Here is a 22,091-nt window from a genome sequence, read left to right as displayed (position 1 = left end):
CCCTGGTTGCCTGGCGTTCTGCTGCTGGGCGGGATCGCGCGGCCGATTCGCAAGGTCCCCAAACTCGGCTGGTTCGTTGCCGATCCGCTGGTCGCGCGCCAGATCTACAACGACAGTACGCACTTCAGCATCGTCTCCGAAGGCGCCGCAGGGCACTGGTGGGCGCAGGTCATCGGCGACTGGGTCGAGGACCTGTTCGAAGGACCGGGCCACACCGAGCTGCGGACCACGGTGCGCGACCTGTTCACACTCACCCACACCGATGCCCTGGTCGAGCGCGTAATCGGCCCCGACCTGCGGGATCTGCGAGATCGGCTCGCCGCGGGCGAGACCGTCGACATCGCCGCCCGCGCCCAGATCCTGGTCGGGCGCAGCGTGTCCGATCTGGTCGGCATGCGCCCCGAGGACATCGCCGCGGCCATCGGCGGCGACCACACCGACGACCTGGACGCGCTGTTCCTGCGGCTGTTCCACCATGTCGAGGAGCTGGTTAACCTCGGTTTCGGCACCATGGCCTCGACCACCCTCGACCCGGTCGCGGTGGCCCGCGCGAAGGAACTGGCCGGGCAATTGGCTGTCAATGTCCCTAGCGCTTACGCGCGCGCGGATCCCGACACCACCCTCGGGCGCTGTCGCGAGCTGGGTCTGGATGTCGAGCATGCTGCGGGGCTCGCGATTCTCATGGCCGTGGCCGGTACCGACACCCTGGCCAGCGCCATGACCAGGATGGTCGCGATCATGCACGACACAGGTCAGCACCGGGCGCTGCTCGCCGCACCCGAGCGGCTGCCCGACGCGGTCCGCGAGACCCTGCGGGTGACCAGTCCGGCCTATCTGGTCGGGCGCTCGGTCACCGCCGACGTGACCATCGCCGGGCGCGAGCTACGCGCCGGCGAGCACGTCAAGATCCTCACCTGGACGATCAACAACGCGGTCGGCGAGTTCAGCGTGCACCGCGACTACGTGCCCGAGACCCGCCAGCTCTGGTTCGGTGGCGGCCGCCATCTGTGCCTTGGCGCGCAGCTCGTCCACTCCGAACTCACCGCACTGCTCGCGGCGCTCACCGCCGCGGGCAGGCCGTGGGAGATCGTCGAGCGCCGCTACCGCCGCAAGGTCTTCATCCCCACCTACGAGACCCTGCGCATCCGCCTCGCCGGCTGAGCGTCAGTGCCGGACCAGGTTCGCTCCCGTCACCAGGTTCAGCCGTCGCGACAGATCGGAGGCGAACACCCGCTCCGGATCGACCTCGTCCCGCACCCGCCGCCACTCGTCGAGTCGCGGGTACATCGCCGCGATCATCGCGGGCGTGGTCCGCGAGTCCTTGGCGAAGTACAGCCGCCCGCCCGCGGCGAGCACCCGCTCGTCGAGTTCGGTGCAGAACCGGTCGAGTCCGGCGGTGAGCGCGAAATCCAGGCTCAGCATGTATCCGGGATGCGGCCAGGACAGCGGCGCCGGGTTACCCGGACCCATCCGCTTGAAGACATTGAGGAACGAGTGATGGCCCGACTCGGCGATGGCCCGCACCGCGTCGGCGAGCTGCTGCTCGGCGCCGAACGGCATCGAGAACTGGTACTGCAGAAACCCGCGCCGGCCGTAGGCCCGATTCCATTCCCCGAGCAGATCCAGCGGGTGATAGAACTGCGTCAGATTCTGGATGCGCCCGCGTGCCCGGCGCGGAAACAGGCGATACGCCGCCTCGGCCGCGATCCTGGTCGTCACGCCGTTGACCATCCCGTTCGGAAAGATGTCGGGCACGGTGAACAATTGCGGCGCATCGAAATTCAGCGGTGTGCCGCGAAGTTTCGGCGGAAGCTGGTCCAGTGTCGCGAGCGACCCGCGGCTGAAGCCCGCACGGCCGAGTTTCGCGCCGGTGGAAATGGTGTCCGGCACCGACATCGAGTAGTCGTAGCCGTCGTCGGATCCGCCGGTCAGCAATTCCATCGTTTCGTCGAGATCGCGGGTGCGGTCGTTGTCGACGATGAAGTACGCGGTCTCGGTGTGCTTCAACCGGATTCGGGCGCCGGTGACGATGCCGGTCAGGCCCATGCCGCCGACTGTCGCCCAGAACAGCTCGGCCTCCGCACCCTCCGGTGTCAGGGTGCGCACCGATCCGTCGGCGGTGAGCAGGTCCAGTGACACCACGTGATTGCCGAAGCTGCCCTGCGAATGATGGTTCTTGCCATGGATATCGGAGCCGATGGCGCCACCGACCGTCACCTGCCTGGTACCCGGCAGCACCGGAACCCACAGCCCGTACGGCAGCGCCCGGCGCATGAGGGTGTCGAGGCTGACGCCCGCGTCGACATCGGCGATTCCGCTGTCGGGATCGATGTTGTGGATGCGGTCGTGTGCGGTCATGTCGACGACCAGACCGCCCCCGTTCTGCGCCGGATCGCCGTAGCTGCGCCCGAGTCCGCGCGCGATCACCCCGCGCGGTCCCGCGGTGCGCACCCGCTCGGCGATCACCGCGATGTCCGGCGTGTGCAGCACCTCGGCAACGGTCGGCGCAGTGCGTCCCCACCCGCTGAGACTGCGCCGTGAACTCCCTGTATTCCCCTGCGTGAAAGTCACGGGAGCACACGCTAAGACGGCTACCTGAGGACAGGCTGAGGCGACTGCCGGATTGTGGGATTCGCCGCCGGGGCGAAGCCGGGCATGCCGGGACCGCCGGTCAACCGCAGCAGGCCGTCGAACACCTTGGCCTCACCGGCCGCGCCGTATCCTGCCACCGGGCTGTATCCGCCCAGAGCGAATACCGGCCGACCGCGGAGCCTCATCAAACGTCCCCACCCATGTTTATCTGAACAGATGGACAGATGGTGAGCTAATAGACTGACGTCATGGGAGAGCCACGCACACTGGAAGGGTCGCCGGTCGAACTCGGCCGGCGCGCGATCAGCGACGTCGAGATCGCCGCATGGGCTCAGCGATTCGACCTGCTCTCGGACCCGAACCGCCTGGAAATCCTGCTGTGCCTGCACCGCACCCCCGGCATCAGCGTCGGCGAACTGGCCGCCGCGATCGGCCGCACCGAGAACGCGATCTCCCAAGCCCTCCGCGTCCTGCGCTACGAGGGCTGCGTCACCTCGACCCGCGAAGGCCGCACGGTCACCAACCGCCTGACCGACCCGATCATCCACGAGATACTCCACACCATCGGCGCCAAACACGCCTGACGCCGCGAACCCCGCCTCGGCCGGGGCGGGGTTCGGCGTGCCTGCCTGAACCGTCGTGACTCAGGGGAATTCGGCGACCACCTGGTAGAGCGCCGGGTTGGCGCGTGCGACCTGGCGCGCCTGGTCGACGGACGCGACGACCGTCGGGTTGAGCCCGGCGGCCTCGCAGGCCTCCGCGCTGTCCCAATGCGCGACGTTCACCAGCTGGAAGCGGGAATCGGGGAGCAGTGCGCGGTGCAGCCGGACATCGCGGAAGCCGGGCGCGGTGCGCATCAGCGCGACCCGCTCGCGCCACTGCTCGATGAAACCGTCGACCTCGTCGGCGGATACCTCGATGACGTTGATAAAAGTGACACCCTGGTCGGTCATGTCGAAACTCCTTCAGCTCGCGGATCCGGGACGGACGATCATGAGGACGACAACGGCCGTCCAGAGCAGGTTGTAGATGCCCGCCAGCATCGACAGCACGCGCAGGCGCTTGCCGTCGTCGGGTTCGTCGAGCGCTTGGCGCTGCATCGGGTGGATCTGCACGGCGAGCAGACCGCCCGCGATCGCCGTGGTCACCATGGCGGTGGTGATCCAGATTTCGTTCATCCGGCCCTGGATCGTGGCCAGCACGATGCCGATCACCGGGACGATGATCGCGAGTTTGGCGTAGTTGCCGGTGATCCGGTGCAGGGCGACGGCCACGGAGCTGCTGCGCACCGACTCGGGATCGGGGCCGCCCGCGGCGACCGGGGCATACCGGGGGAACAGGCTGGTCGCGACCGCCGAGCCCCCGACGAAGACGATGCCCGCGACCACATGCACGGACAACAAGAAATGTTCCACCTACCGACTCCCTCCGACCTTCAATGTGGCTGAAGCTTAGCGCGAGTTTCAACAACATTGAAGGTCGGATGTGTCACGTCCGCGGACGGCGCAGGTCAGGGCGGCGACGCGCCGGTGAACGCGGCGACGATGGCCGCGCCCACCCGCCGCTGAATCGGGTCGGCCTCCGGCCCGAAAAGCTGAGTGTCCACCTGTGTCACCACTTTTCGCGCCTCACCGAGCAGCTGCTTCCCCGCCTCGGTGAGCTCGATCGCCGACGCGGACCCGGCCCGCGCGGTGCGATCCTGCACCAGCCCCGCCGCGACAAGCGACTTCACCGCCGTATGCACGCTCTGCACACTCGTCCCCGACATCCGCGCCAGCTCACTGAACGACGCCCCCGGCACCCCGTTGATATGCCCGAGCAGCCCGAGCCGCGCCACCGTGAGATCCAGCGGCGCCAGCCCCGCGCTCAACTCCGCCTCGACCCGCCGTGACAACGTGATCACCAGGATGGTCGGGCTCATCGCCGGCGGCCGGGGGCGGGGATTCTCGGTGGTCACCGAGCCATTTTCCCGCATGCCCCCGCGCCGGGTGCTGACAGTCCGGGGACGGGTGTCAGGAAATGCTGCCTCTGAGGTGACTGACGTCGGTGACTGGCGGATACGCCCTGACACGTTCGGCGAACCTGGGCGCATCGGCGCGGCGTAGTGCATCGGGCAGTGACCGGCCGTTTCTCGGCAGCCGATACGCGAGTTGTTCGAGCATGACGGCGCGCACGATGGCGGGCTGTGCGACGTCGACCAACGCAAAGAAGTCGTCGGCTGCCGGAATCCACGACGGCTCTCGTCGTCGAGGTGGGCGGATTCGCGCCGCTCAGGAACGTGCTGACGGTCCTCCCGGAAATGGATCTCAGGCAGGTAGCGCGGGGATGGTGCGGGCGTGGGTGACCTCGGGGGAAACCGTGATGACGTCGCAGGCGGCGAGGAGCGAGTCGGGGAGGTCGGGGCCGAGGTGGGTGAGGCTGGGGGTGACTACCGCGGCGGCCTCGGTGGTGGTGACCACGTCGAGGAGGCGGCCGATGGGGTCGGTGGTGCGGTCGCTGAAGACGACGGTCTTGGTGAAGCGGTAGCCGAGACGTTCGGCTAGGGAGCGGATCTGCGTTTCGTCCCAGGACTGGGCGACACCCGAGATGTCGCGGCGCAGGTATCCGATCGCCGGTGGCTTCATGGGGGAGACGCTACCGGCGCGGGGTGTCCGTTGCCGTGAACGCGGACGAACGTGAGTCGAATTCGCAATCTGACTAATGCTCATTTCGGAATCTCGTCCGCAGGGGTGCGCCGCCGTGATCTACTGCTCGCCAACTCGGGTGGAACGAGGTCTCGACGACGATGTCGAGCGGCGCCCGGTGTACGCAGGAGACAACGATGGTGGACAGAAAAATGCAGCGGGTGGCCGGTTCGATGGCCGCGTTCGTGGTGGCGGCGGGCTTCGCGGTGGCCGCGGTGCCCGGCACGGCGGCGGCCGCACCGGGAACGATCACCTGGAACGACGGGAACAGCAAGTTCACCAGGACGGTGTCCAACACCAACCCGGTCGTCGGCGACGTCGTGACCGTCACGACGAAATTCGAGCGGACCGGTATCCCGGTGGAGTACATCTACAACATCAAGGACCTGCACCCCGCCTGCCTGACTCCGGTCGCGGGCTCGGCGAAGATGGGCGGTGACCCGGTCCAGCTCGACACGTCGTCCTCCGATTGGGTCCGCGCCGAATTCGGGGTCACCAAGTACCCGGTGTATCCGAACATCAGCCCGAAATCGCAGACCTTCGAGGTGCAGTACACGGTGGGCGTCAACTGTGCCCGCGATACACCCCTGCCGACCTCGATGCACTACGGCGGTTCGCTCGGCGACGGCACCTACCAGGGCAAGGGCCCGAACATCACGGTGTCCAGCGACGCGGTGTCGAGCACCGTCATCACCGACGTGACCGGCGCGCAGGTCGGCAAGGCCGTCACCCTGGAGGCGAGCGTGTCCCCGGCGGCGGCGGGCGGCACGGTCCAGTTCAAGGCGGGCGACAACGTCCTCGGCGACATCCCCGTCGCCGCGAACGGCAAGGCCTCCATCGTGTGGACGCCGGGCGCCCCCGGCGCGTACACCATCGGCGCGACGTTCTCCGGCCGCAGCGGCGTGGCCAGCTCGTCGACCACCAAGGTGGTCACCGTGGCCGACGTGCCGACCGATCCCGGCCCGGGTGACGGCGGCGGCACCGGCACCGGATCCTTCGGGTTCTGATCACCCTCCCCGGCACGGAATCGGTTGCTACCAGGTCTCGTTGGAGATCAGCGCGGTCAGCAGCTGACGAATCGCGGCGACCCGCCGCTCCGTGCCGGGGAGCTGATCCAGCGCGCACTCGGGGTCGGCGGGCGGGCCGAGATGGGTGCAGCCGCGCGGGCAGTCCTCGATGGCGTCGGCGAGGTCGGTGAACGACGCGATCACGTCGTCGGGCGTGATGTGGGCCAGGCCGAACGAGCGCACGCCGGGGGTGTCGATCACCCAGCCGCCCTCGGGCAGCGGCAACGCCACCGACTGGGTGGAGGTGTGCTTGCCCTTGCCGACACCGGACACCTCGCCCACGGCCCGATACGCATCGGGCACAAGACGATTCACCATCGTCGACTTGCCGACACCGGAGTGCCCGATCAGCGCGGTGAGCCGGTCGTCGAGCAGCTCGAGCACCGGCTCCATCGGATCGTCGATCCCCGCGTAGAGGATCTTCAGGTCCAAACCCTCGAAGGCGGCCGCGAATTCGGATTCCGCGACCAGATCGCGTTTGGTGAGCACCAGAATCGGTTCCAGCCCACCGGCATACGCGGCCACCATGGCCCGCTCGACGAAACCGGTGCGCGGCGGCGGATCGGCCAGCGCCACGACAATGAACAGCTGTTCGGCATTGGCGACGACGATGCGTTCGAACGGATCGGTGTCGTCGGCGGTGCGGCGCAGCACGGTGGCGCGCTCGGCGACCCGCACGATCCGGGCGAGGGTGTCGGGCTTGCCGGTCAGGTCACCGACGACGTCGACCTGGTCGCCGACCACGATCGGCGTGCGGCCGAGTTCCCTGGCCCGCATGGCGACGATGCGCCGGTCGGCGTCACTATCGAGCACACAGCCCCAGCGGCCACGGTCCACCGAGACCACCATCGCGGCCTCGGCGTCGTTGTGCTGGGGCCGGGTCTTGGTGCGCGGACGCGAGGCCTTGCCAGGACGGACCCGGACATCGGATTCGTCGTAGCTGCCCGCGGAGCGACCTCGGCGGCTCAGTGCGACGCTCCCTCACCCGATAAGGCGGGCGCCAGCATCTGCTCCCACAGGGCGACGAAGGTCGGCAGCGTCTTGGCCGTCGTGCCGATGTCCTCGATCTCCACCCCGGGCACCCGCAGGCCGAGAATCGCACCGGCGGTGGCCATCCGGTGATCGGCGTAGGAGTGCCACCGGCCGCCGTGCAGCGGGGCAGGCACGATCTCGAGGCCGTCCTCGGTCTCGGTGACATTGCCGCCCAGCCGGTTGATCTCGGCGGAAAGCGCCGCGAGCCGGTCGGTTTCGTGCCCGCGCAGGTGCGCGATGCCGCGCAGGACCGAGGGCGAGTCGGCCAGGGCTGCCAGCGCGGCGACGGTGGGGGTGAGCTCGCCGACGTCGTGCAGGTCGATGTCGATGCCGGCCAGGCGCTCCGGGCCGCGCACGGTGAGCACGCCGTCGAAGATGCGCGCCTCGGCGCCCATCCTGACCAGGATCTCGCGGATCACGTCACCGGGCTGGGTGGTGCCGCGCGGCCACATCGGGATGCTCACCTCGCCACCGGTGACGGCGGCCGCCGCCAGGAACGGGGTGGCATTGGACAGGTCGGGCTCGATCTCCCAGTCGACCGCGCGGATCGGGCCGGGCTCCACGGTCCAGGTCTGAGCGCTGCGCGAGTCGGCCGGGGTGTGCACCACCACGTCGGCGCGGCGCAGCATCTCCACCGTCATCTCGATGTGCGGCATCGACGGCAGCGGCTTGCCGTCGTGCTGCACGGTGATGCCCTCGTCGAAGCGGGCGGCCGAGAGCAGCAGCCCGGAGACGAACTGCGAGGAACCCGACGCGTCGATGGTGACCGCGCCGCCGCGCAGGCGGCCGGTGCCGTGCACGACGAACGGCAGTGCGTCGCCGTCGACGTCGAGGCCGAGCTTGCGCAGCGCGTCCAGGATGGTGGTCAGCGGGCGGAGCTTGGCCTGCTCGTCACCGAAGAACGCGACATCGCCGGTCGCCAGCGCGGCGGCGGGCGGCAGGAACCGCATGATCGTGCCTGCCAGGCCGCAGTCGACCGCCGTGCTGCGCAGCGGCGCCGGGGTGACCTCGAGGGTCTCGGCGTCACCGAGGATCTCGGTGCCGAGGCCCTGCAGTGCCTTGATCATCAGGTCGGTGTCACGACTGCGCAGCGCACCGGTGAGGGTGGACGGGCCATCGGCCAGTGCGGCCAGGATGAGCGCGCGATTGGTGATGGATTTCGAACCGGGCAGGGTCACGGTCGCGTGGACGGGGACCTCGATATGGGGCGCTGGCCAGAAACTCACCCGCCCATCTTCGCGCATGTGCGGTCCGGATACACAGGTGGTGTGGAATTCGGCGTGGGATGTTCTCGGCCCGCCCTCGATTCTGGACTGACCGGAGGGAGGGAAGAATCGAGGTCACAGGGCCGAGAACCGCGCCCCCGGGCGCGTATGTTGGAGCCCTATGTGCGGACGATATGCGACGACCACGAATCCGGGTCGCCTGGCGGCCGAACTCGACGCGATCGACGAGACCGACCTCGACGCGGACCAGCAGGAATCGACGGTGAGCTACAACGTGGCGCCGACCACCCAGGTGCTGACCGTGGTGGAACGGCACGAGCACGGCGAGCCCGGCGACGACCCGAAACTGCGGGTGCGGCGCATGCGCTGGGGCCTGATTCCGTCCTGGACCAAGGCGGGCGAGCCGGGGGTGCCCGCCAAGGGCAAACCGCTGTTCAACGCCCGCGCCGACAAGGCGGTCACCGCGCCGTCGTTCCGCGACTCCGCCAAGCACAAACGCTGCCTTGTCCCGATGGACGGCTGGTACGAATGGCTGGTCGAATCGGCGCCGACCGCCAAGGGCAAGGCCGTCAAGCGGCCGTTCTACATGTCGCACGCGGACGGTTCGCGGCTGTATATGGCCGGGCTGTGGTCGGTGTGGCGCGATCGCGAGGTGCCCGGCGCCGAGCCGCTGCTGTCGTGCACGATCCTCACCACCGACGCCATCGGCGATCTGGCGCGCATCCACGACCGGATGCCGCTGCCGATGCCGCGGGAGCACTGGGATGCCTGGCTCGACCCCGACCATCCCGCGCCGACGGAGCTGCTGGCCGGGGTGTCGCCGGCGGAGGTGGCCGCGATCGTCGCGCGGCCGGTATCGACGCTGGTGAACAGTGTCCGCAACAACGGCCCGGAACTGCTCACCCCCGCCGAGCCCACCGACGACGGAGCCGGGCAGATCAGCTTGCTGTGATCGTGCCCGGCTCCGGAATTGCCGTCAGAGCTTGCACTTCACCGAATCGGTGACGATGTTCAAGCTGCACTTGATGATTCCGCTGGTCAGGTCGATCAGCACGGTGGCGACCCCGCCGCCGAGCTTCTCCATCTTCTCGGCCTTTTCGTTCGTTTCGTCCTTCCCGGGCGCGGCCTGCGGTGAGTTCTTCTTGGTGCCTTGGCCGTTGAGCGGGTAGTCGCTCTGGTCGGTCGGTGCCGTCGGGGCCACCGACGGAATGGCGGTGGCCGGCGCGGCGACGGCGAGGGCGCCGAAGGTCAGGACAAGAGCACCGGACAGGGTGGCGATCGTCGATCGAGCGGACATTTCTCGCATCACATCCTCGGGTCGAATCGGTCGTTCCGGGCGCGGAATGCGTCGCAGTGAATTCGGAACGAGACCTCGATCGGATTGTTCAGGCGGTGATCGGCGCCGTGACGGCATCGGCCACCCGGACCAGATCAGCCGGTGCGAGCTCGATTTCCAGACCGCGCTTGCCCGCACTGCACAGCACCCGGTCCCACTCCAGCGCGGACGCGTCGAGAACCGTCGGCAGCTTCTTGCGCTGGCCGAGCGGGGAGACCCCGCCGAGGACATAGCCGGTGGTGCGTTCGGCCTTGGTCTTGTCGGCCATGCTCGCCTTCGGCGCACCCAGCGCGGCGGCGGCCGCTTTCAGCGACAACTTGGCAGGCACCGGCAGCACCGCGACGGCCAGCGCGCCGGTCGAGAGTTCGATCACCAGCGTCTTCAAGATCTGCGCCGCCAGCACGCCCAGTTCCGCGCCGAGCGCGTCGACGGCCTCGTCACCGTAGGACTCCGCGCGGGGATCGTGGGCGTAGGCGTGCACGCGGTGCGCGATCCCCGCCCCGGTGAGGACCTTGATCGCGGGTGTCGACGCGGCTGCCATGGGCGTCACCCTAACCATGGTGGGCCCCCGGTCGGCAAACATATTTCCGGCGGTGCGGGAACACGGATCCGCGGGTGCCTGTTGCACACAAGTGACAAGCCACCCGCCCGATTGCCGTGAAGGAGAGATAGTGACACTGCTGCTCGAGGAGCGTCCCATCTCGCCGCAGGGTGCGCGATTGCCTTTCGAATCCGTGGTGCCGGTAGATTCGGTAACTACGGCGATCGAAGGGATTGGTGTGACGAGCGACGATGACGTGGTGCCTGCCGAGGCATCCGGCTCAGGAGCCGGCGAAGCCGAGCTGGCTGCGCGGTTCGAGCGCGATGCGCTCCCGATGCTCGACCAGCTCTACGGCGCCGCCCTGCGGATGACCAGGAACCCGGCCGATGCCGAGGACCTGGTGCAGGAGACGTATGTCAAGGCGTTCCAGGGATTCAAGTCCTTCAAGGAAGGCACCAATCTGCGTGCCTGGCTGTACCGGATCCTGACCAACACCTACATCAACTCCTACCGCAAGAAGCAGCGCCAGCCCGCGCAGTACCCGACCGACGAGATCACCGACTGGCAGCTCGCGGCCACCGCAGAGCATTCCTCGACGGGCCTGCGCTCGGCCGAGGTGGAGGCCCTCGACGCCCTGCCCGACGACGAGATCAAGGCCGCGCTGCAGCAGTTGCCGGAGGAATTCCGGATGGCGGTGTACTACGCCGACGTCGAAGGTTTCCCGTACAAGGAAATCGCCGACATCATGGGCACCCCGATCGGTACCGTGATGTCCCGGCTGCATCGCGGCCGCAAGCAACTCAAGGGTTTGCTCGCCGGTGTGGCGCGCGAACGTGGATTCGACCGTGGGGAACGCCAGGAGGTTTCGAAGTGAGCGACCCCGATATGGAGATGGACTGCACGGCGGTACTCGCCGACGTATGGCTCATGCTCGACGGCGAATGCGACGAGGCCACCCGTGACCGGCTCCAGGAGCACATGGACCACTGCAGTCCGTGCATCGAGGCCTACGGCATCGAGGAGAAGATCAAGGGCCTGCTCAGCCGCAAATGCGGCGGTGAGCACGCTCCGGAGGGTCTGCGCGACCGGCTGAAGCTGGAGATCCACCGTTCGATCTCGGTCACCAGGATCGAGACCACCGAGGGCTGAGCGCCTTGGTCAGGACACAGAAAAGGGGCACCCGATCGGGTGCCCCTTTTCACGTTCCGAGCAGAGCTCAGGCGTTGGGCCGCTTGCCGTGGTTGGCTGCGTTGCCCTTACGGCTGCGCTTCTTACGTCCACGCTTACCCATAGGTAGCTCCCTTCTGTGGGTCCTCCCCGCCGCAGCGCGGAGCACGATCTGATCGAGAGCCATTGTTTCATGTGTGGTTGGCTGTAGCTTCGCCGGATACGACTATTGAAGAGGTGCCATGTCTGAAGAAGTGCGCGCGGAGATGGTCTCGACCGTGCTCGCTGTCGAGGTCGCTGTCGGTGAGCATGTGCGGGTCGACCAGACCCTGGTGCTGCTCGAGTCGATGAAGATGGAGATCCCGGTGCTCACCGAGGTCGAGGGCGATGTCACCTCGATCGACGTGGCGCCCGGCCAGGTCCTCCAGGCGGGCGACCTGATCGCCACCATCGCCTAGGGCGCACGGGGAAGCGAAGCGGTAGATCCAACGTGGCAACACTGAGCGAGCTCCTGGCCGAACACACCGACCTTCCCGGCACCGCCGTGGATCATCTGCAGCGGGTGGTGGGTGACTGGCAGTTGCTGGCCGACCTCTCGTTCTCGGATCTGCTGCTGTGGGTGGGGGCGGGTCCGGTCGCCGACGGCGCCGACGTCGTGTGTGTGGCCCAGATCCGCCCGACCACAGCGCCAACCGTCCACCTCGACGACAAGGTGGACACCACCGCGTCGCGCGCGGACTTCCCGCAGGTGTTCGACGCCCTGCTGAGCGGGCAGACGGTGCGCACCGACACCGAGGTGGAGGTCAGCGGGGTCTACCATCCGACACCAGCCCACGCCGTGCGCGAGGCGATTCCGGTGCGCTGCGGCGAGGACGTGATCGCGGTGCTCAGCCGCGACTCCGATCTGCAGCGGTCCCGGGTGCGCAGCACGCTGGAACGGGCCTATGTCTCGTGTGCCGACGATCTGTGCCAGATGATCGCCGACGGCAGTTTCCCGACACCGGAGGATCGCGCGGCGACCCACTCCAGCCCGCGCGCTGGTGACGGTTTCATCCGGCTCGATACCGAGGGCATCGTCGTCTACGCGAGCCCGAACGCGCTGTCGGCCTATCACCGGATGGGGATGCAGGCCGATCTGGTCGGCCAGGATCTCGCGGTGACGACCCGCTCACTGATCACCGATCCGTTCGACGCGCAGGAAGTCGTCGCCGATATCCAGGCCGCGCTGGCCGGGCGCACCGGCCGCCGGATGGAGGTCGAGGCGCGCGGCGCGACCGTGCTGCTGCGCACGCTGGTGATGCGGCCCGGCGGCGAACTGGCCGGGCCGGCGGTGCTGGTGCGCGACGTCACCGAGGTGAAGCGGCGCGACCGCGCGCTGCTGAGCAAGGACGCGACGATTCGCGAGATCCACCACCGGGTGAAGAACAATCTGCAGACCGTCGCGGCGCTACTGCGCCTGCAGGCCCGTCGCACCGAGAATCCGGAAGCCCAAGTGGCACTGACGGAATCGGTGCGCCGGGTGACCTCGATCGCCTCGGTGCACGAGATGCTGTCGATGTCGGTGGACGAAGAGGTCGACCTCGACGAGGTCGTCGACCGGCTGCTGCCGATCATGGCGGATGTGGCCACGGTGCACACCGCGCGGATCAAGGTCCGCCGGGCTGGCTCGCTCGGGGTGTTCTCCGCGGAGCGGGCGACGCCGCTGGTGATGGTGCTGACCGAGCTGGTGCAGAACGCGATCGAGCACGCCTTCGACGCGGGGCAGAACGGTACCGTGACGATTCGGTCGGAACGGTCGGCTCGCTGGCTCGACGTGATCATCAGTGACGACGGTCGTGGCCTGCCGTCCGGGTTCAGTCTGGAGGGTTCCGACCGTCTCGGCCTGCAGATCGTGCGGACCCTGGTGACCTCGGAACTGGGTGGTTCGATCGGCCTGCACCCCGGCGCCGACGTGGGCACCGACGCGGTGCTGCGGGTCCCGCTGGGCCGTCGCGCCGGGCGCTGAGAACCTTCGAAACCGCTGGTAGGCAACAATAAACCCGGCACCGCGAGGTGCCGGGTTCTCACATGCGTTACCGGGCCGGGCTGAATGGCCCGGTAACGCCTCCTTCGTCGACTAGACGGAGGTACGCGTACGGGTGCGCGCGTTGCGCCGCTTCAGCGCGCGACGCTCGTCTTCGCTCATTCCACCCCACACGCCGGCATCCTGTCCGGACTTCAGGGCCCACGACAGGCAATCGGCAGTGACGGGGCAGCGGGCGCAGACCAGCTTGGCATCGGCAATCTGCGCGAGCGCAGGACCACTGTTACCCACCGGGAAGAACAGCTCGGGGTCCTCATCGCGACAGATGGCCTTGTGGCGCCAGTCCATTCCTCTGCTCCTTTGCGCGGGCGCCACAAAGGGCACCTCTGGTTAGTGGATCGTTCACTTGTGCGACTCGAATGTTTCCGCACGGTTGCTTGTGAATGCTTTCACGAACACCGTAGATGTCAATAGGTGTCCGGCGCACCGTGGGGGAGATCACGCTCTAGAGGACCCGCAAGGGGATCCTGCCCGGTCCTTTGTACTCGCGTCTCCTGGTTTTCGCAGCGCAACCGGGAGATTTTTCCGCGTGTCCGGAGCTCAGGAAGGTTTCGGAGCGACTACATCGAGGATGCCGGGCACCGATGTGAAATGCACCATCTTGCGTTTTCCGATGAAGTCGCCATCGATTTGCAGGCCGATCTCCTCGGCCGTCTCGATGTGCACCGACGGCACGTCGTCGACTCGAAAGAGCGCGTCGGCCTTGGGGTTTCCATTCTCGGCCAGCAACTGCCTCGCAAGCAGCAGGGTGCGGGTCACGCTCATCGAACGGACCGCGAACACCCCGAGTCCGGATTCGAAGGTCGTTCCCGGATTGGTGCGTACCGGGCGGTCCTCGAGATAGGTCCACGGGCTCGAATTCGTGACAAAGGCGTAATGAACGGCGTCCACCGGATCGTGTCCTGGAACCTCGACAGTGACGCTCGGTTCTCGCCGCCGGGCGCGGAAGAACTGGCGCACCGTTGTCCGCAGGTAGCGCGTCGGAGTGGCCTTGCGACCTTTGGCGCGGGCGGCGTCGATCGCCTCGCACACATCGGCGTCGAGACCGACGCCCGCGCTGAAAGTGAACCACCGGTCATCGGCCAGCCCGAGCCCGATTCGGCGATCGGCGTCGCGGGCGAGCAGATCGATGAGCTGGTTGGTTGCTTGGACCGGATCGGGGGAGATGCCGAGGGCGCGGGCGAAGACGTTGGCGGAGCCGCCGGGGATGATGCCGAGGCGTGGTCGCCAGACCTGGTCGTCGCCGACCTGCGGCAGCGGCAGGAAACCGTTGATGGTCTCGTTGACCGTCCCGTCGCCACCGTGCACGACGATCAGGTCCATCTCCTGCGTGGATGCCCACTGGGCCAGTTCGGCCGCGTGGCCGCGATGCTGGGTGTGCGCAACGGTCAGCTGTGTTCGGCTCTCCAGGGCGTGGGCGAGCAGATCCCGGGTCGCCGGGGTGGTCGAGGTGGCATTCGGATTGACGATGAGCAGCGTCCGCACCGTGTCGAGGGTAATGGGAGACCGTGAACACCAGGCGCGCGCCGGGTCGCCACGACAGCTCGTCGTAGGCTGGGCGCGTGGCGGAGCACGACGTGACTGACGGTGGCGAACAGCGCGAGGACGAACCGGTGACGACCGGCGTTCCGGCGACGGTGCGGGTGGCGGGCGTGGTGGTGATGCTGGAGGGCCTGGCCGGTGTCGTCACCGCGATCGTGCTGGTGGTGCGGGCGCTGACCGGCCACGACCAGTCGGTGGCCAGCGGCGTCGGCACCGCGATCTGGTTCGGCGTGCTGTTCGGTGGCGTGCTCGCCGCCGGTATCGCCCTGCTGCGCGGCAAGCGCTGGGGCCGGGCCATCGCGGTCATCGCCCAGGTGCTGCTGCTGCCGGTGGCGTGGTCGCTGCTGACCGATTCGCACCAGCCGCTGTGGGGTAGCTTGCTGGCGATCGTGGTGCTCGGCGGGCTCGGTGCGCTGTTCGCGCCCGCGACGAGCCGGTTCATGGCATTGGACTACGGCGAGCTCCCCGACGTCGAGCACAAGGCGTAGTCAGGCAGTCGCCGGCGCAGCGCCCCGCGGCACAGGTGGTCGGCCCTGCGGGTGGTCTCCGGTTGCCGGAACCCCTGGGTGAGGGCGAGTACCTGCGCGCAGGCGGTGTCGAGGTCGATCAGATGGCCGACCGAGACGAACAGTGGCTTCACCTCGTCGCGGGTGCGCAGTGCCCGGCCGACGACCTCGCCGTCGATGGTCACGTCGCTGCCGTCCCCACGCCGCGGCCCCGGTTCCGCGTATTCACCCCACACCGATTTGGCGACACCGATGGTGGGAATTCCGGTCAGCAACCCGACGTGACAGGCCAGCCCGAATCGGCGCGGATGCGCGACGCCCTGGGCATCGCATACGAGCAGATCCGGTGTACGGGTGAGCATTTCCAAAGCCGCGACCGTGGCGGGAAGTTCACGGAACGCGAGCAGCCCTGGCACATAAGGAAAAGTCGAAATCCCCTGTGCCACTGACGATTCCACGATTTCGAGTGTGGCGGTATCGAGAATTACCGCCGCGGTCGCGACGGTGCCGTCCTCGGCGTAGGCCGAATCAATTCCCGCCGCCGTCGAGAATTGCGGTGGCCCAGGGTTTTCCGCGCGCACCAGCGGGCGCAGTTCGTCTTGCAGGGCGATCGCCTCGTCGGGCGTGCGTGGCCACTCGTGCGGTAATGCGATGCGCATCGGCTCAGCTCGCGGTCGCCGCCAGCGCCGTCAGTTCGGCGCCGGCGAGCCGGTAGCCGACCCACTCGTCCTGCGGTGCGGCGCCGAGGGATTCGTAGAACGCGATGGACGGTGTGTTCCAGGTGAGCACCGACCACGACACCCGGCTGTAGCCGTGCTCGACCGCTTCGGCGGCCAGCGCGGCGACCAGGGCGCGACCGAGTCCGGTGCCGCGGGTCTCCGGGCGCACGTACAGGTCCTCCAGGTAGATCCCGTGCACGCCGTCCCAGGTGGAGTAGTTCAGGAACCAGATCGCGCAACCGACGACGACACCGTCGTTCTCGGCGACATGGGCGAACAGCGCGGGCGCGGCACCGAACAGCGCCGAGTCCAGCTGCTCGGCGGTGAGGGTGCACTCCTCGGGCGCCTTCTCGTACTCGGCCAGATCGTGCACCAGCCCGACCATCGCGGGGACGTCGGCGGGCGTTGCGCGGCGGACCAGCGCGCTCATCGGGTGGCTCCTTCGAGAGGTTCGGTGCGGGTGGTGAGGTTGTGGCCCCAGACGGTGTGGGCGTCGTGGTCGTAGCCGAGTTCGCTGATCGCGCCGGTCGACATCGCGAACCGGCGGCCCTCGGTCACCGAGAATTCCGCCCAGCGGGCGATCAGCACCCGGGAGAAGTGCCCGTGGCCGACCAGCACCACGTCGCGCTCGGACAGGACCGGTTCGACCCGGCTCAGTACCCGGTCGGCTCTGGCGCCGACCTGCTCGGCCGTCTCGCCGCCGGGCACCGGCGCTGTCCACACCGTCCAGCCGGGGACGGATTCGCGGATCTGGACGGTGGTGAGGCCCTCGTAGTCGCCGTAGTCCCATTCGGTGAGGTCGTCGTCGATCTCGGCGTGCGCGAGGCCTGCCAGTTCGGCGGTCTGCCTGGCGCGAAGGCGCGGGCTGGTGAAGACGAGCGGATCGCGCAGGTCGAGCGACTTGAGAACCAGCCCGGCCGAACGGGCCTGTGCCTCGCCGAGCGGGGTCAGCGGCAGGTCGGTGTGGCTGGTGTGCCGTCGCTGACTGGACCAGGTGGTTTCGCCGTGGCGCAGCAGGACCACTCGGGCGTCGGGTGTGGACATGGGTCCATCATGGCAGGCGGCGTCGTCGTCAGCCGAGGGCGTAGAGCTGGCCGCCGCGGCGCTCGAACACCGTCGGGCCGAGGACCGCCGTGGAGATCGTTTCGCCGCTGTAGTCGGTGCGCTGGACCGGAATCCGGGCGATGGTCTCGCCGTTGGCGGTATCCACCGCGAGCAGGCCGTCGGCGACCGGGACCAGCAGCCTGCCCGCCATCAGCGCCGGGGTGCCCAGCGCGCCACGGACCGTCCACACCGGCTGCAACGAGCCCGCGCTCAACGCGATCAGGCTGTCACCGGTGAAGACATAGATCGCCGAACCGAGCCGGGTCACCGTCGTTGTGCGCTCGTCCCACGGCGCGGCCAGCGGATACACCGCGGTCTCGTTGCCGGTGCCGTCGTGCACCGCGATCCTGGCCGGTTGGCCGAGACCGGTGGCGGTGGCCGGAGTCGGCGGGTAGTAGACCGCGATCTTGGTGTCCGACACCGCGATCACGCGAACCTCGGGGGAGTCGGCGCCCGGCGCGGTGAGCACGCGCGAGCCGTGCTCCTCGGGATTGGTCGACTCCTTGGGCGCGGGGTTGAGCACCGTCAGCCGGGCGGACGGGTCGGACGCGCAGCGCTCGAGCACCGCCAGCCGGGACGAACTCGACGCGGCCGAGTGCAGCGTGCACCCGGTGCGCGGCTGGGTGTTCGGATTGACCGGGGCGTCGACGTAGCCGTATTCGAGGGTGCGCACCAAATCGGAACGCCACATCTCCAGCCGGTCGGAGCCGAGGGCGAGCAGGTAGGTGCCGTCACCGGAAACCCGGATCTCGTCGTCCATGTAGCTGCTGCGGGCGACCCGGCGCTCCCCGGTATCGGCTTCGAGCATCGTGGTCTGGCTGCACCCGCGCTGATCGCGGTAGGTGGCGATCACGGCGCCGAACTGGGATTCCACCGCGCACAGCGGCATGTCGCGGCGATACCACCACAGCTGCTTGCCGGTGACCGGATCCCGGCCGCTCACGGTGCCCTCGTCGCCGGTCACCGCGACATTGCCGGACGTGAGCGCCCGGCTGCTCGCCCCGTCGGCCGCATGCCACAGTTCGCTGAGCGTGGCGGGCAGCTGCGTCGCCGCTGTCACCGTCGGCGCGGGCGAGGGCGCGGTGACCGAATCGGTCCCGGTGACATCGGCCCGCGCCCACACCACGAACGCCGCCACCACGAGGGTGACGGCGATCGCTACTGCGGCAAAGATATCGGCGCGCGTCCGCCGTTCGGGTGCGAGCACGAGAAGGAGTGTACGCAGTGCCGGGTTGTGGCCGACTAAGCGTCGACCGTCACCGGGCTGTCGGTGGCCGCGGCGTCGGCGGGCTTGCGCCGACGGCGACGGCGGGCGGGCTTCGCCTCCGCGGACGTGTCGTCCGCTGCGGCCGGTGCCGGATCCGCCGGTGCCGATTCGGCGGCGGACTCGGTCGCGGTCGCCTCGCCTGCCTCGCCCGACTCGGCGGGCTTGCGGCGACGGCGACGGCGGCGAGCAGGCTTGTCGCCCTCGGTGGTGTCCTCGGCCTTGACCGCGTCCTCGGCGCCCGCTTCGGTCGTGCCCGATTCGGTGCCTTCGGCGTTATCGGCCTTGCCACCGCGGGTGCGGCGACGGCTGCGGGTCGACTTGGGACGCTCGGCGCGCTCCTCGACCACATCGCCTTCCTCGCGCACCGGCTTCGGCTTGCGGACGACGCCGGTGATGCCCTCCGGGATGCCGAGATCGGAGTACAGGTGCGGCGAGCGCGAGTAGGTCTCGGCCGGATCGGGGATGCCGAGGCCGAGCGCCTTGTCGATGGAGGCCCAGCGGTGCAGCTCGTCCCAGTCGATCAGGGTGATCGCGACGCCGGTGCGCCCGGCGCGGCCGGTGCGGCCGATCCGGTGCACGTAGGTCTTCTCGTCCTCGGGGCACTGGTAGTTGATGACGTGGGTGACGTCGTCGATGTCGATACCGCGCGCGGCGACATCGGTGGCGACGAGCACGTCGATGGTGCCCTTGCGGAACTTGGTCAGCGCCTTCTCACGGGCGATCTGGCCCAGGTCGCCGTGCACCGCGCCGACCGCGAAACCGCGCTCGGCCAGGTCGTCGGCCACCTTCTGCGCGGTGCGCTTGGTGCGGGTGAAGATCATCGTGGCGCCGCGGCTCTCGGCCTGCAGCACGCGGGCGACCAGCTCGCTCTTGTCCAGCGCGTGCGCGCGGTAGACGAACTGCGCGGTGCGATCGTGCACCGCCGAATCGTTGGCCAGCTCGGCGCGGATGTGCGTCGGCCTGGTCAGGAACGTGCGGGCCAGGGTGATGATCGGGCCCGGCATGGTCGCCGAGAACAGCATCGTCTGCCGCTTGTCGGGGACCATCGACAGGATGCGCTCGATATCGGGCAGGAAGCCGAGGTCGAGCATCTCGTCGGCCTCGTCCAGGACGAGCACGCCGATCTTGCCGAGGATCAGGTGGTTCTGGTTGGCCAGGTCGAGCAGACGGCCGGGGGTGCCGACGACCACGTCGACGCCGTCGCGCAGCGCGGCGATCTGGGTGTCGTAGGGGCGGCCACCGTAGATGGCGGCGACCTTCAGCGAGCCCTGGTGGTTGGTCAGGTACTTGCTCGCGTTCTCCAGGTCCTTGGTGACCTGGATGCACAGCTCACGCGTCGGCACGATGACCAGCGCGCGCGGGGTGCCGTCGAGCGGGGTGGTTCCGGTGTCGGCGGTGGCGATGCGGTGCAGCAGCGGCACGCCGAAACCGAAGGTCTTGCCCATGCCGGTGCGGGCCTGACCGATGAGATCCTCGCCCGCCAGTGCCAGCGGCAGGGTCAGTTCCTGAATCGCGAAGGTGCGTTCGATCCCGATCTCGCCGAGCGCGCGCACGATTTCTTCGCGCACGCCCAATTCGGCGAAACTCGGCGGGATGTGGGTGTTGTCCAGTTCGGCCGTCAGGAGGGTGTCGGTCAAACCGGGTTCCTGTTCGACAGTGATCTTGCTCAGGGTTCGTGCCTTCCTCGTCATTGCATCTCGCACGCACGAGGTGGGGCGGGCCGGTCGGCCCGCGACGACCACATATCCGCCTGTGATATTCACCGGGCCTGCACCGATCGCTATCGCGTCATCGGCGCGGCACATCGGTGATGCGGATTCGGTGCGCGCACATTTTCCGTGGACATCGCCGCCGTCCGCCCGCGCTGAACGCCGGTGGAGCGCAGCGCCCGCGAGAGCGGGAGAGTCGCGCCCGCAGGATCTGCCGGGGCGAGGAAACTAGCGTTGTCCACGGAGATTGTAGCGTGATATTCTTCGCAGCCCGAATTTCGGCCGTGGCGCACCGTGTCGAAATACCGGTGCGACGTGACATTCCGGTGGTCCCGCCCTGTGTCACAGCACAATTCGGTGGCCGGGATTTCGCGCGTGTCTGTCGCGTGTAACAGAACTCACTTGGTACCGCCGGTACCGGGTGTGAGACATTCTTGACGTGAGCATCACCGAGACCGTCACCACCGCCGCGCGCAACGCGTGGGCGCTGAGCTTCGGCGCGGGTATCGAAGCGCCGGACCCGGCTCCCTCGACCGTGCTGTGGGACGAGCCGCACCGTTTGCTGCGTCGCTACGAATCCGAATCCGTTTCCACCACAACGGATTCCGCCGTGCTGCTGGTGCCGCCGCTGGCCGCGCCCGCGACCTGCTTCGACCTGCGTCCCGACCAGAGCCTGGCGCGGCACCTGGTCTCGACCGGCCGTTCGACCTACCTCGTCGACTACGGCGACATCTCCTTCGCCGATCGCCGGATGGGCTTCGAGGACTGGGTCACCGACATCCTGCCCGAGGCGATCCTGCGCACCAGCGCCGATCGCGGCGGCGCGCCCGTCGACCTGGTCGGCTGGTCCATCGGCGGCGTGTTCGCCCTGCTCACCGCGGCCGCCAACCCGGAACTGCCGATCCGCTCGGTCACCGGCGTCGGCTCGCCGCTGGACTACAACAAGATGCTCGGCATGCCGCAACTGCGCGCGGTCGCGAGCCTCACCGGCGGCCAGGCCACCACCGCGCTGGTGCGGGCCGCGGGCGGCATCCCGGCGCCGCTGGTCAAGATCGGCTACCGGCTCGCCGCCTTCGAGCGGGAACTGGCGCGGCCGATGTTCCTCGCGAGCAATATCGCGCGCACCGACACGCTGGCCAAGATGGAATCCATCGACCGGTTCCAGGCCGCGATGCCCGGCTACCCCGGCCGCTTCTACGGCCAGATCTGGGGCCGGTTCATTCTGGCCAACGACATCGGACAGGGCAGGCTCCAGATGCGTGACCGCACCGTCGAACTCGCCGACGTGCGGGTGCCGGTACTGCTGGTCGGCGGCACCGCCGACGTGATCACGCCCAAGGCCGCCGTCGAGGCCGGCCTGCGCACCCTCACCGGCTCCCCGTCGGTCACCTACGAGATCGCCCCAGGCAGCCATCTCGGCATCCTCGCCGGGCCCGACGCGCGCCACACAACCTGGACCTACCTCGACAAGTTCCTGGCGGAGCGCGACTGATCATCGATCGGGACTAAGGTTGAT

28 protein-coding genes are annotated in these 22,091 nt (G+C 68.5%); 10 read left to right on the top strand and 18 right to left on the bottom strand.

Annotation, left to right across the window (positions count from 1 at the left end; all coding sequences use genetic code 11):
• The first annotated feature begins 6 nt into the window (after window positions 1-6).
• A complete protein-coding gene (locus ACWF82_RS23500) occupies window positions 7-1,161 on the top strand; it encodes a cytochrome P450 (RefSeq protein WP_452504345.1) in 1,155 nt (384 codons plus the stop codon).
• Between the two features lie 3 nt (window positions 1,162-1,164).
• On the opposite strand, the gene ACWF82_RS23495 is transcribed toward ACWF82_RS23500, so the two are convergent.
• Together ACWF82_RS23495 and ACWF82_RS23490 are read right to left on the bottom strand one after the other, a co-directional pair.
• Window positions 1,165-2,571: an FAD-binding protein gene (locus tag ACWF82_RS23495; protein WP_452504343.1), complete on the bottom strand. Its 1,407-nt coding sequence runs from the start codon at window positions 2,569-2,571 to the stop codon at window positions 1,165-1,167.
• A gap of 20 nt (window positions 2,572-2,591) precedes the next feature.
• A complete protein-coding gene (locus ACWF82_RS23490; RefSeq protein WP_452504454.1) occupies window positions 2,592-2,729 on the bottom strand; it encodes a hypothetical protein in 138 nt (45 codons plus the stop codon).
• Between the two features lie 111 nt (window positions 2,730-2,840).
• Between ACWF82_RS23490 and ACWF82_RS23485 the strand changes: the two genes are divergently transcribed.
• On the top strand, window positions 2,841-3,176 hold the full coding sequence (locus ACWF82_RS23485) for an ArsR/SmtB family transcription factor (protein WP_379038041.1): 336 nt from the start codon (window positions 2,841-2,843) through the stop codon (window positions 3,174-3,176).
• Window positions 3,177-3,236: 60 nt separating this feature from the next.
• On the opposite strand, the gene ACWF82_RS23480 is transcribed toward ACWF82_RS23485, so the two are convergent.
• From ACWF82_RS23480 to ACWF82_RS23465, 4 genes are all read right to left on the bottom strand, one after another.
• Complete coding sequence (locus tag ACWF82_RS23480; RefSeq protein WP_452504340.1) at window positions 3,237-3,545, bottom strand: antibiotic biosynthesis monooxygenase family protein; 309 nt, start codon at window positions 3,543-3,545, stop codon at window positions 3,237-3,239.
• Window positions 3,546-3,557: 12 nt separating this feature from the next.
• The gene (locus tag ACWF82_RS23475; protein WP_452504338.1) at window positions 3,558-4,007 is read right to left on the bottom strand and encodes a hypothetical protein; all 450 of its coding nucleotides are present in this window, start codon (window positions 4,005-4,007) and stop codon (window positions 3,558-3,560) included.
• 95 nt (window positions 4,008-4,102) lie between these two features.
• Window positions 4,103-4,549 carry a MarR family winged helix-turn-helix transcriptional regulator gene (locus ACWF82_RS23470; protein WP_452504336.1) on the bottom strand — a complete coding sequence of 149 codons (447 nt, stop codon included), beginning with the start codon at window positions 4,547-4,549 and terminating at the stop codon, window positions 4,103-4,105.
• 349 nt (window positions 4,550-4,898) lie between these two features.
• Entirely contained in the window at window positions 4,899-5,216 is a 318-nt protein-coding gene (locus tag ACWF82_RS23465; RefSeq protein ID WP_452504334.1) for a hypothetical protein, read from the bottom strand.
• A gap of 197 nt (window positions 5,217-5,413) precedes the next feature.
• On the opposite strand from ACWF82_RS23465, the gene ACWF82_RS23460 reads away from it, so the two are divergent.
• Window positions 5,414-6,283 (top strand): Ig-like domain-containing protein, encoded by an 870-nt coding sequence (locus ACWF82_RS23460; RefSeq protein WP_452504332.1) that lies wholly within the window; start codon window positions 5,414-5,416, stop codon window positions 6,281-6,283.
• A gap of 27 nt (window positions 6,284-6,310) precedes the next feature.
• Here the strand turns inward: ACWF82_RS23460 and rsgA are convergent, their stop codons facing one another.
• Both rsgA and aroA read right to left on the bottom strand, forming a co-directional pair.
• The gene (rsgA, locus tag ACWF82_RS23455; protein ID WP_452504330.1) at window positions 6,311-7,192 is read right to left on the bottom strand and encodes a ribosome small subunit-dependent GTPase A; all 882 of its coding nucleotides are present in this window, start codon (window positions 7,190-7,192) and stop codon (window positions 6,311-6,313) included.
• Between the two features lie 116 nt (window positions 7,193-7,308).
• Window positions 7,309-8,619 carry a 3-phosphoshikimate 1-carboxyvinyltransferase gene (gene aroA, locus ACWF82_RS23450; protein ID WP_452504328.1) on the bottom strand — a complete coding sequence of 437 codons (1,311 nt, stop codon included), beginning with the start codon at window positions 8,617-8,619 and terminating at the stop codon, window positions 7,309-7,311.
• Between the two features lie 142 nt (window positions 8,620-8,761).
• On the opposite strand from aroA, the gene ACWF82_RS23445 reads away from it, so the two are divergent.
• A complete protein-coding gene (locus ACWF82_RS23445) occupies window positions 8,762-9,553 on the top strand; it encodes an SOS response-associated peptidase (protein ID WP_452504326.1) in 792 nt (263 codons plus the stop codon).
• Between the two features lie 24 nt (window positions 9,554-9,577).
• Here the strand turns inward: ACWF82_RS23445 and ACWF82_RS23440 are convergent, their stop codons facing one another.
• Both ACWF82_RS23440 and ybaK read right to left on the bottom strand, forming a co-directional pair.
• Window positions 9,578-9,898: a hypothetical protein gene (locus ACWF82_RS23440; protein ID WP_452504324.1), complete on the bottom strand. Its 321-nt coding sequence runs from the start codon at window positions 9,896-9,898 to the stop codon at window positions 9,578-9,580.
• 88 nt (window positions 9,899-9,986) lie between these two features.
• The gene (gene ybaK / locus ACWF82_RS23435) at window positions 9,987-10,478 is read right to left on the bottom strand and encodes a Cys-tRNA(Pro) deacylase (protein WP_452504322.1); all 492 of its coding nucleotides are present in this window, start codon (window positions 10,476-10,478) and stop codon (window positions 9,987-9,989) included.
• A gap of 238 nt (window positions 10,479-10,716) precedes the next feature.
• Here ybaK and ACWF82_RS23430 point away from each other — a divergent pair, with 238 nt between their 5' ends.
• Window positions 10,717-11,352, top strand: a complete 636-nt coding sequence (locus ACWF82_RS23430; RefSeq protein WP_452504320.1) for a sigma-70 family RNA polymerase sigma factor — start codon at window positions 10,717-10,719, stop codon at window positions 11,350-11,352.
• An 11-nt stretch (window positions 11,353-11,363) separates the two neighbouring features.
• Entirely contained in the window at window positions 11,364-11,627 is a 264-nt protein-coding gene (gene rsrA / locus ACWF82_RS23425) for a mycothiol system anti-sigma-R factor (RefSeq protein ID WP_452504448.1), read from the top strand.
• 67 nt (window positions 11,628-11,694) lie between these two features.
• Here rsrA and ACWF82_RS23420 read toward each other — a convergent pair whose 3' ends face one another.
• Window positions 11,695-11,769 (bottom strand): 50S ribosomal protein bL37, encoded by a 75-nt coding sequence (locus ACWF82_RS23420; RefSeq protein ID WP_022597109.1) that lies wholly within the window; start codon window positions 11,767-11,769, stop codon window positions 11,695-11,697.
• A 118-nt stretch (window positions 11,770-11,887) separates the two neighbouring features.
• Between ACWF82_RS23420 and ACWF82_RS23415 the strand changes: the two genes are divergently transcribed.
• The gene (locus ACWF82_RS23415) at window positions 11,888-12,103 is read left to right on the top strand and encodes a biotin/lipoyl-binding carrier protein (protein WP_378855473.1); all 216 of its coding nucleotides are present in this window, start codon (window positions 11,888-11,890) and stop codon (window positions 12,101-12,103) included.
• Window positions 12,104-12,135: 32 nt separating this feature from the next.
• On the top strand, window positions 12,136-13,650 hold the full coding sequence (locus ACWF82_RS23410; RefSeq protein ID WP_452504317.1) for a sensor histidine kinase: 1,515 nt from the start codon (window positions 12,136-12,138) through the stop codon (window positions 13,648-13,650).
• A gap of 111 nt (window positions 13,651-13,761) precedes the next feature.
• Here ACWF82_RS23410 and ACWF82_RS23405 read toward each other — a convergent pair whose 3' ends face one another.
• Both ACWF82_RS23405 and ACWF82_RS23400 read right to left on the bottom strand, forming a co-directional pair.
• A complete protein-coding gene (locus ACWF82_RS23405) occupies window positions 13,762-14,016 on the bottom strand; it encodes a WhiB family transcriptional regulator (protein ID WP_022567051.1) in 255 nt (84 codons plus the stop codon).
• A 252-nt stretch (window positions 14,017-14,268) separates the two neighbouring features.
• The gene (locus ACWF82_RS23400) at window positions 14,269-15,213 is read right to left on the bottom strand and encodes a diacylglycerol/lipid kinase family protein (RefSeq protein WP_452504315.1); all 945 of its coding nucleotides are present in this window, start codon (window positions 15,211-15,213) and stop codon (window positions 14,269-14,271) included.
• A 176-nt stretch (window positions 15,214-15,389) separates the two neighbouring features.
• Here ACWF82_RS23400 and ACWF82_RS23395 point away from each other — a divergent pair, with 176 nt between their 5' ends.
• The gene (locus ACWF82_RS23395; protein WP_452504446.1) at window positions 15,390-15,758 is read left to right on the top strand and encodes a hypothetical protein; all 369 of its coding nucleotides are present in this window, start codon (window positions 15,390-15,392) and stop codon (window positions 15,756-15,758) included.
• Here ACWF82_RS23395 and ACWF82_RS23390 read toward each other — a convergent pair.
• From ACWF82_RS23390 to ACWF82_RS23370, 5 genes are read right to left on the bottom strand one after another with little or no spacing between them, the layout of a single operon-like run.
• Window positions 15,722-16,435: an endonuclease V gene (locus tag ACWF82_RS23390; RefSeq protein WP_452504313.1), complete on the bottom strand. Its 714-nt coding sequence runs from the start codon at window positions 16,433-16,435 to the stop codon at window positions 15,722-15,724. The genes ACWF82_RS23395 and ACWF82_RS23390 overlap by 37 nt on opposite strands.
• Window positions 16,436-16,439: 4 nt before the next feature.
• Window positions 16,440-16,925 carry an N-acetyltransferase family protein gene (locus ACWF82_RS23385; RefSeq protein WP_452504311.1) on the bottom strand — a complete coding sequence of 162 codons (486 nt, stop codon included), beginning with the start codon at window positions 16,923-16,925 and terminating at the stop codon, window positions 16,440-16,442.
• Window positions 16,922-17,539 (bottom strand): acid phosphatase, encoded by a 618-nt coding sequence (locus tag ACWF82_RS23380; RefSeq protein WP_452504309.1) that lies wholly within the window; start codon window positions 17,537-17,539, stop codon window positions 16,922-16,924. The genes ACWF82_RS23385 and ACWF82_RS23380 overlap by 4 nt, the downstream gene beginning before the upstream one ends.
• 28 nt (window positions 17,540-17,567) lie before the next feature.
• Window positions 17,568-18,806, bottom strand: a complete 1,239-nt coding sequence (locus ACWF82_RS23375) for an Rv3212 family protein (RefSeq protein ID WP_452504307.1) — start codon at window positions 18,804-18,806, stop codon at window positions 17,568-17,570.
• Between the two features lie 35 nt (window positions 18,807-18,841).
• A complete protein-coding gene (locus ACWF82_RS23370; RefSeq protein ID WP_452504305.1) occupies window positions 18,842-20,557 on the bottom strand; it encodes a DEAD/DEAH box helicase in 1,716 nt (571 codons plus the stop codon).
• A 457-nt stretch (window positions 20,558-21,014) separates the two neighbouring features.
• Between ACWF82_RS23370 and ACWF82_RS23365 the strand changes: the two genes are divergently transcribed.
• Window positions 21,015-22,067: an alpha/beta fold hydrolase gene (locus tag ACWF82_RS23365; protein WP_452504303.1), complete on the top strand. Its 1,053-nt coding sequence runs from the start codon at window positions 21,015-21,017 to the stop codon at window positions 22,065-22,067.
• Window positions 22,068-22,091: the final 24 nt, after the last annotated feature.

The sequence above is a fragment of the Nocardia sp. NPDC055053 genome, assembly GCF_053608285.1.
The sequence above is the reverse complement of the archived record's forward strand: the minus strand, read 5'-3'. Positions and strand labels throughout refer to the sequence as shown.

Bases quoted from the DNA above. Each gene is read 5' to 3' on its own strand.
- ACWF82_RS23485 (WP_379038041.1), top strand. From the start codon at position 2,841: ATGGGAGAGCCACGCACACTGGAAGGGTCGCCGGTCGAACTCGGCCGG.
- ACWF82_RS23480 (WP_452504340.1), bottom strand. From the start codon at position 3,545: ATGACCGACCAGGGTGTCACTTTTATCAACGTCATCGAGGTATCCGCC.
- ACWF82_RS23465 (WP_452504334.1), bottom strand. From the start codon at position 5,216: ATGAAGCCACCGGCGATCGGATACCTGCGCCGCGACATCTCGGGTGTC.
- ACWF82_RS23460 (WP_452504332.1), top strand. From the start codon at position 5,414: ATGGTGGACAGAAAAATGCAGCGGGTGGCCGGTTCGATGGCCGCGTTC.
- rsgA (WP_452504330.1), bottom strand. From the start codon at position 7,192: ATGGTGGTCTCGGTGGACCGTGGCCGCTGGGGCTGTGTGCTCGATAGT.
- aroA (WP_452504328.1), bottom strand. From the start codon at position 8,619: ATGCGCGAAGATGGGCGGGTGAGTTTCTGGCCAGCGCCCCATATCGAG.
- ACWF82_RS23445 (WP_452504326.1), top strand. From the start codon at position 8,762: ATGTGCGGACGATATGCGACGACCACGAATCCGGGTCGCCTGGCGGCC.
- ACWF82_RS23440 (WP_452504324.1), bottom strand. From the start codon at position 9,898: ATGTCCGCTCGATCGACGATCGCCACCCTGTCCGGTGCTCTTGTCCTG.
- ybaK (WP_452504322.1), bottom strand. From the start codon at position 10,478: ATGGCAGCCGCGTCGACACCCGCGATCAAGGTCCTCACCGGGGCGGGG.
- rsrA (WP_452504448.1), top strand. From the start codon at position 11,364: ATGGAGATGGACTGCACGGCGGTACTCGCCGACGTATGGCTCATGCTC.
- ACWF82_RS23415 (WP_378855473.1), top strand. From the start codon at position 11,888: ATGTCTGAAGAAGTGCGCGCGGAGATGGTCTCGACCGTGCTCGCTGTC.
- ACWF82_RS23405 (WP_022567051.1), bottom strand. From the start codon at position 14,016: ATGGACTGGCGCCACAAGGCCATCTGTCGCGATGAGGACCCCGAGCTG.
- ACWF82_RS23395 (WP_452504446.1), top strand. From the start codon at position 15,390: ATGCTGGAGGGCCTGGCCGGTGTCGTCACCGCGATCGTGCTGGTGGTG.
- ACWF82_RS23390 (WP_452504313.1), bottom strand. From the start codon at position 16,435: ATGCGCATCGCATTACCGCACGAGTGGCCACGCACGCCCGACGAGGCG.
- ACWF82_RS23385 (WP_452504311.1), bottom strand. From the start codon at position 16,925: ATGAGCGCGCTGGTCCGCCGCGCAACGCCCGCCGACGTCCCCGCGATG.
- ACWF82_RS23380 (WP_452504309.1), bottom strand. From the start codon at position 17,539: ATGTCCACACCCGACGCCCGAGTGGTCCTGCTGCGCCACGGCGAAACC.
- ACWF82_RS23370 (WP_452504305.1), bottom strand. From the start codon at position 20,557: ATGACGAGGAAGGCACGAACCCTGAGCAAGATCACTGTCGAACAGGAA.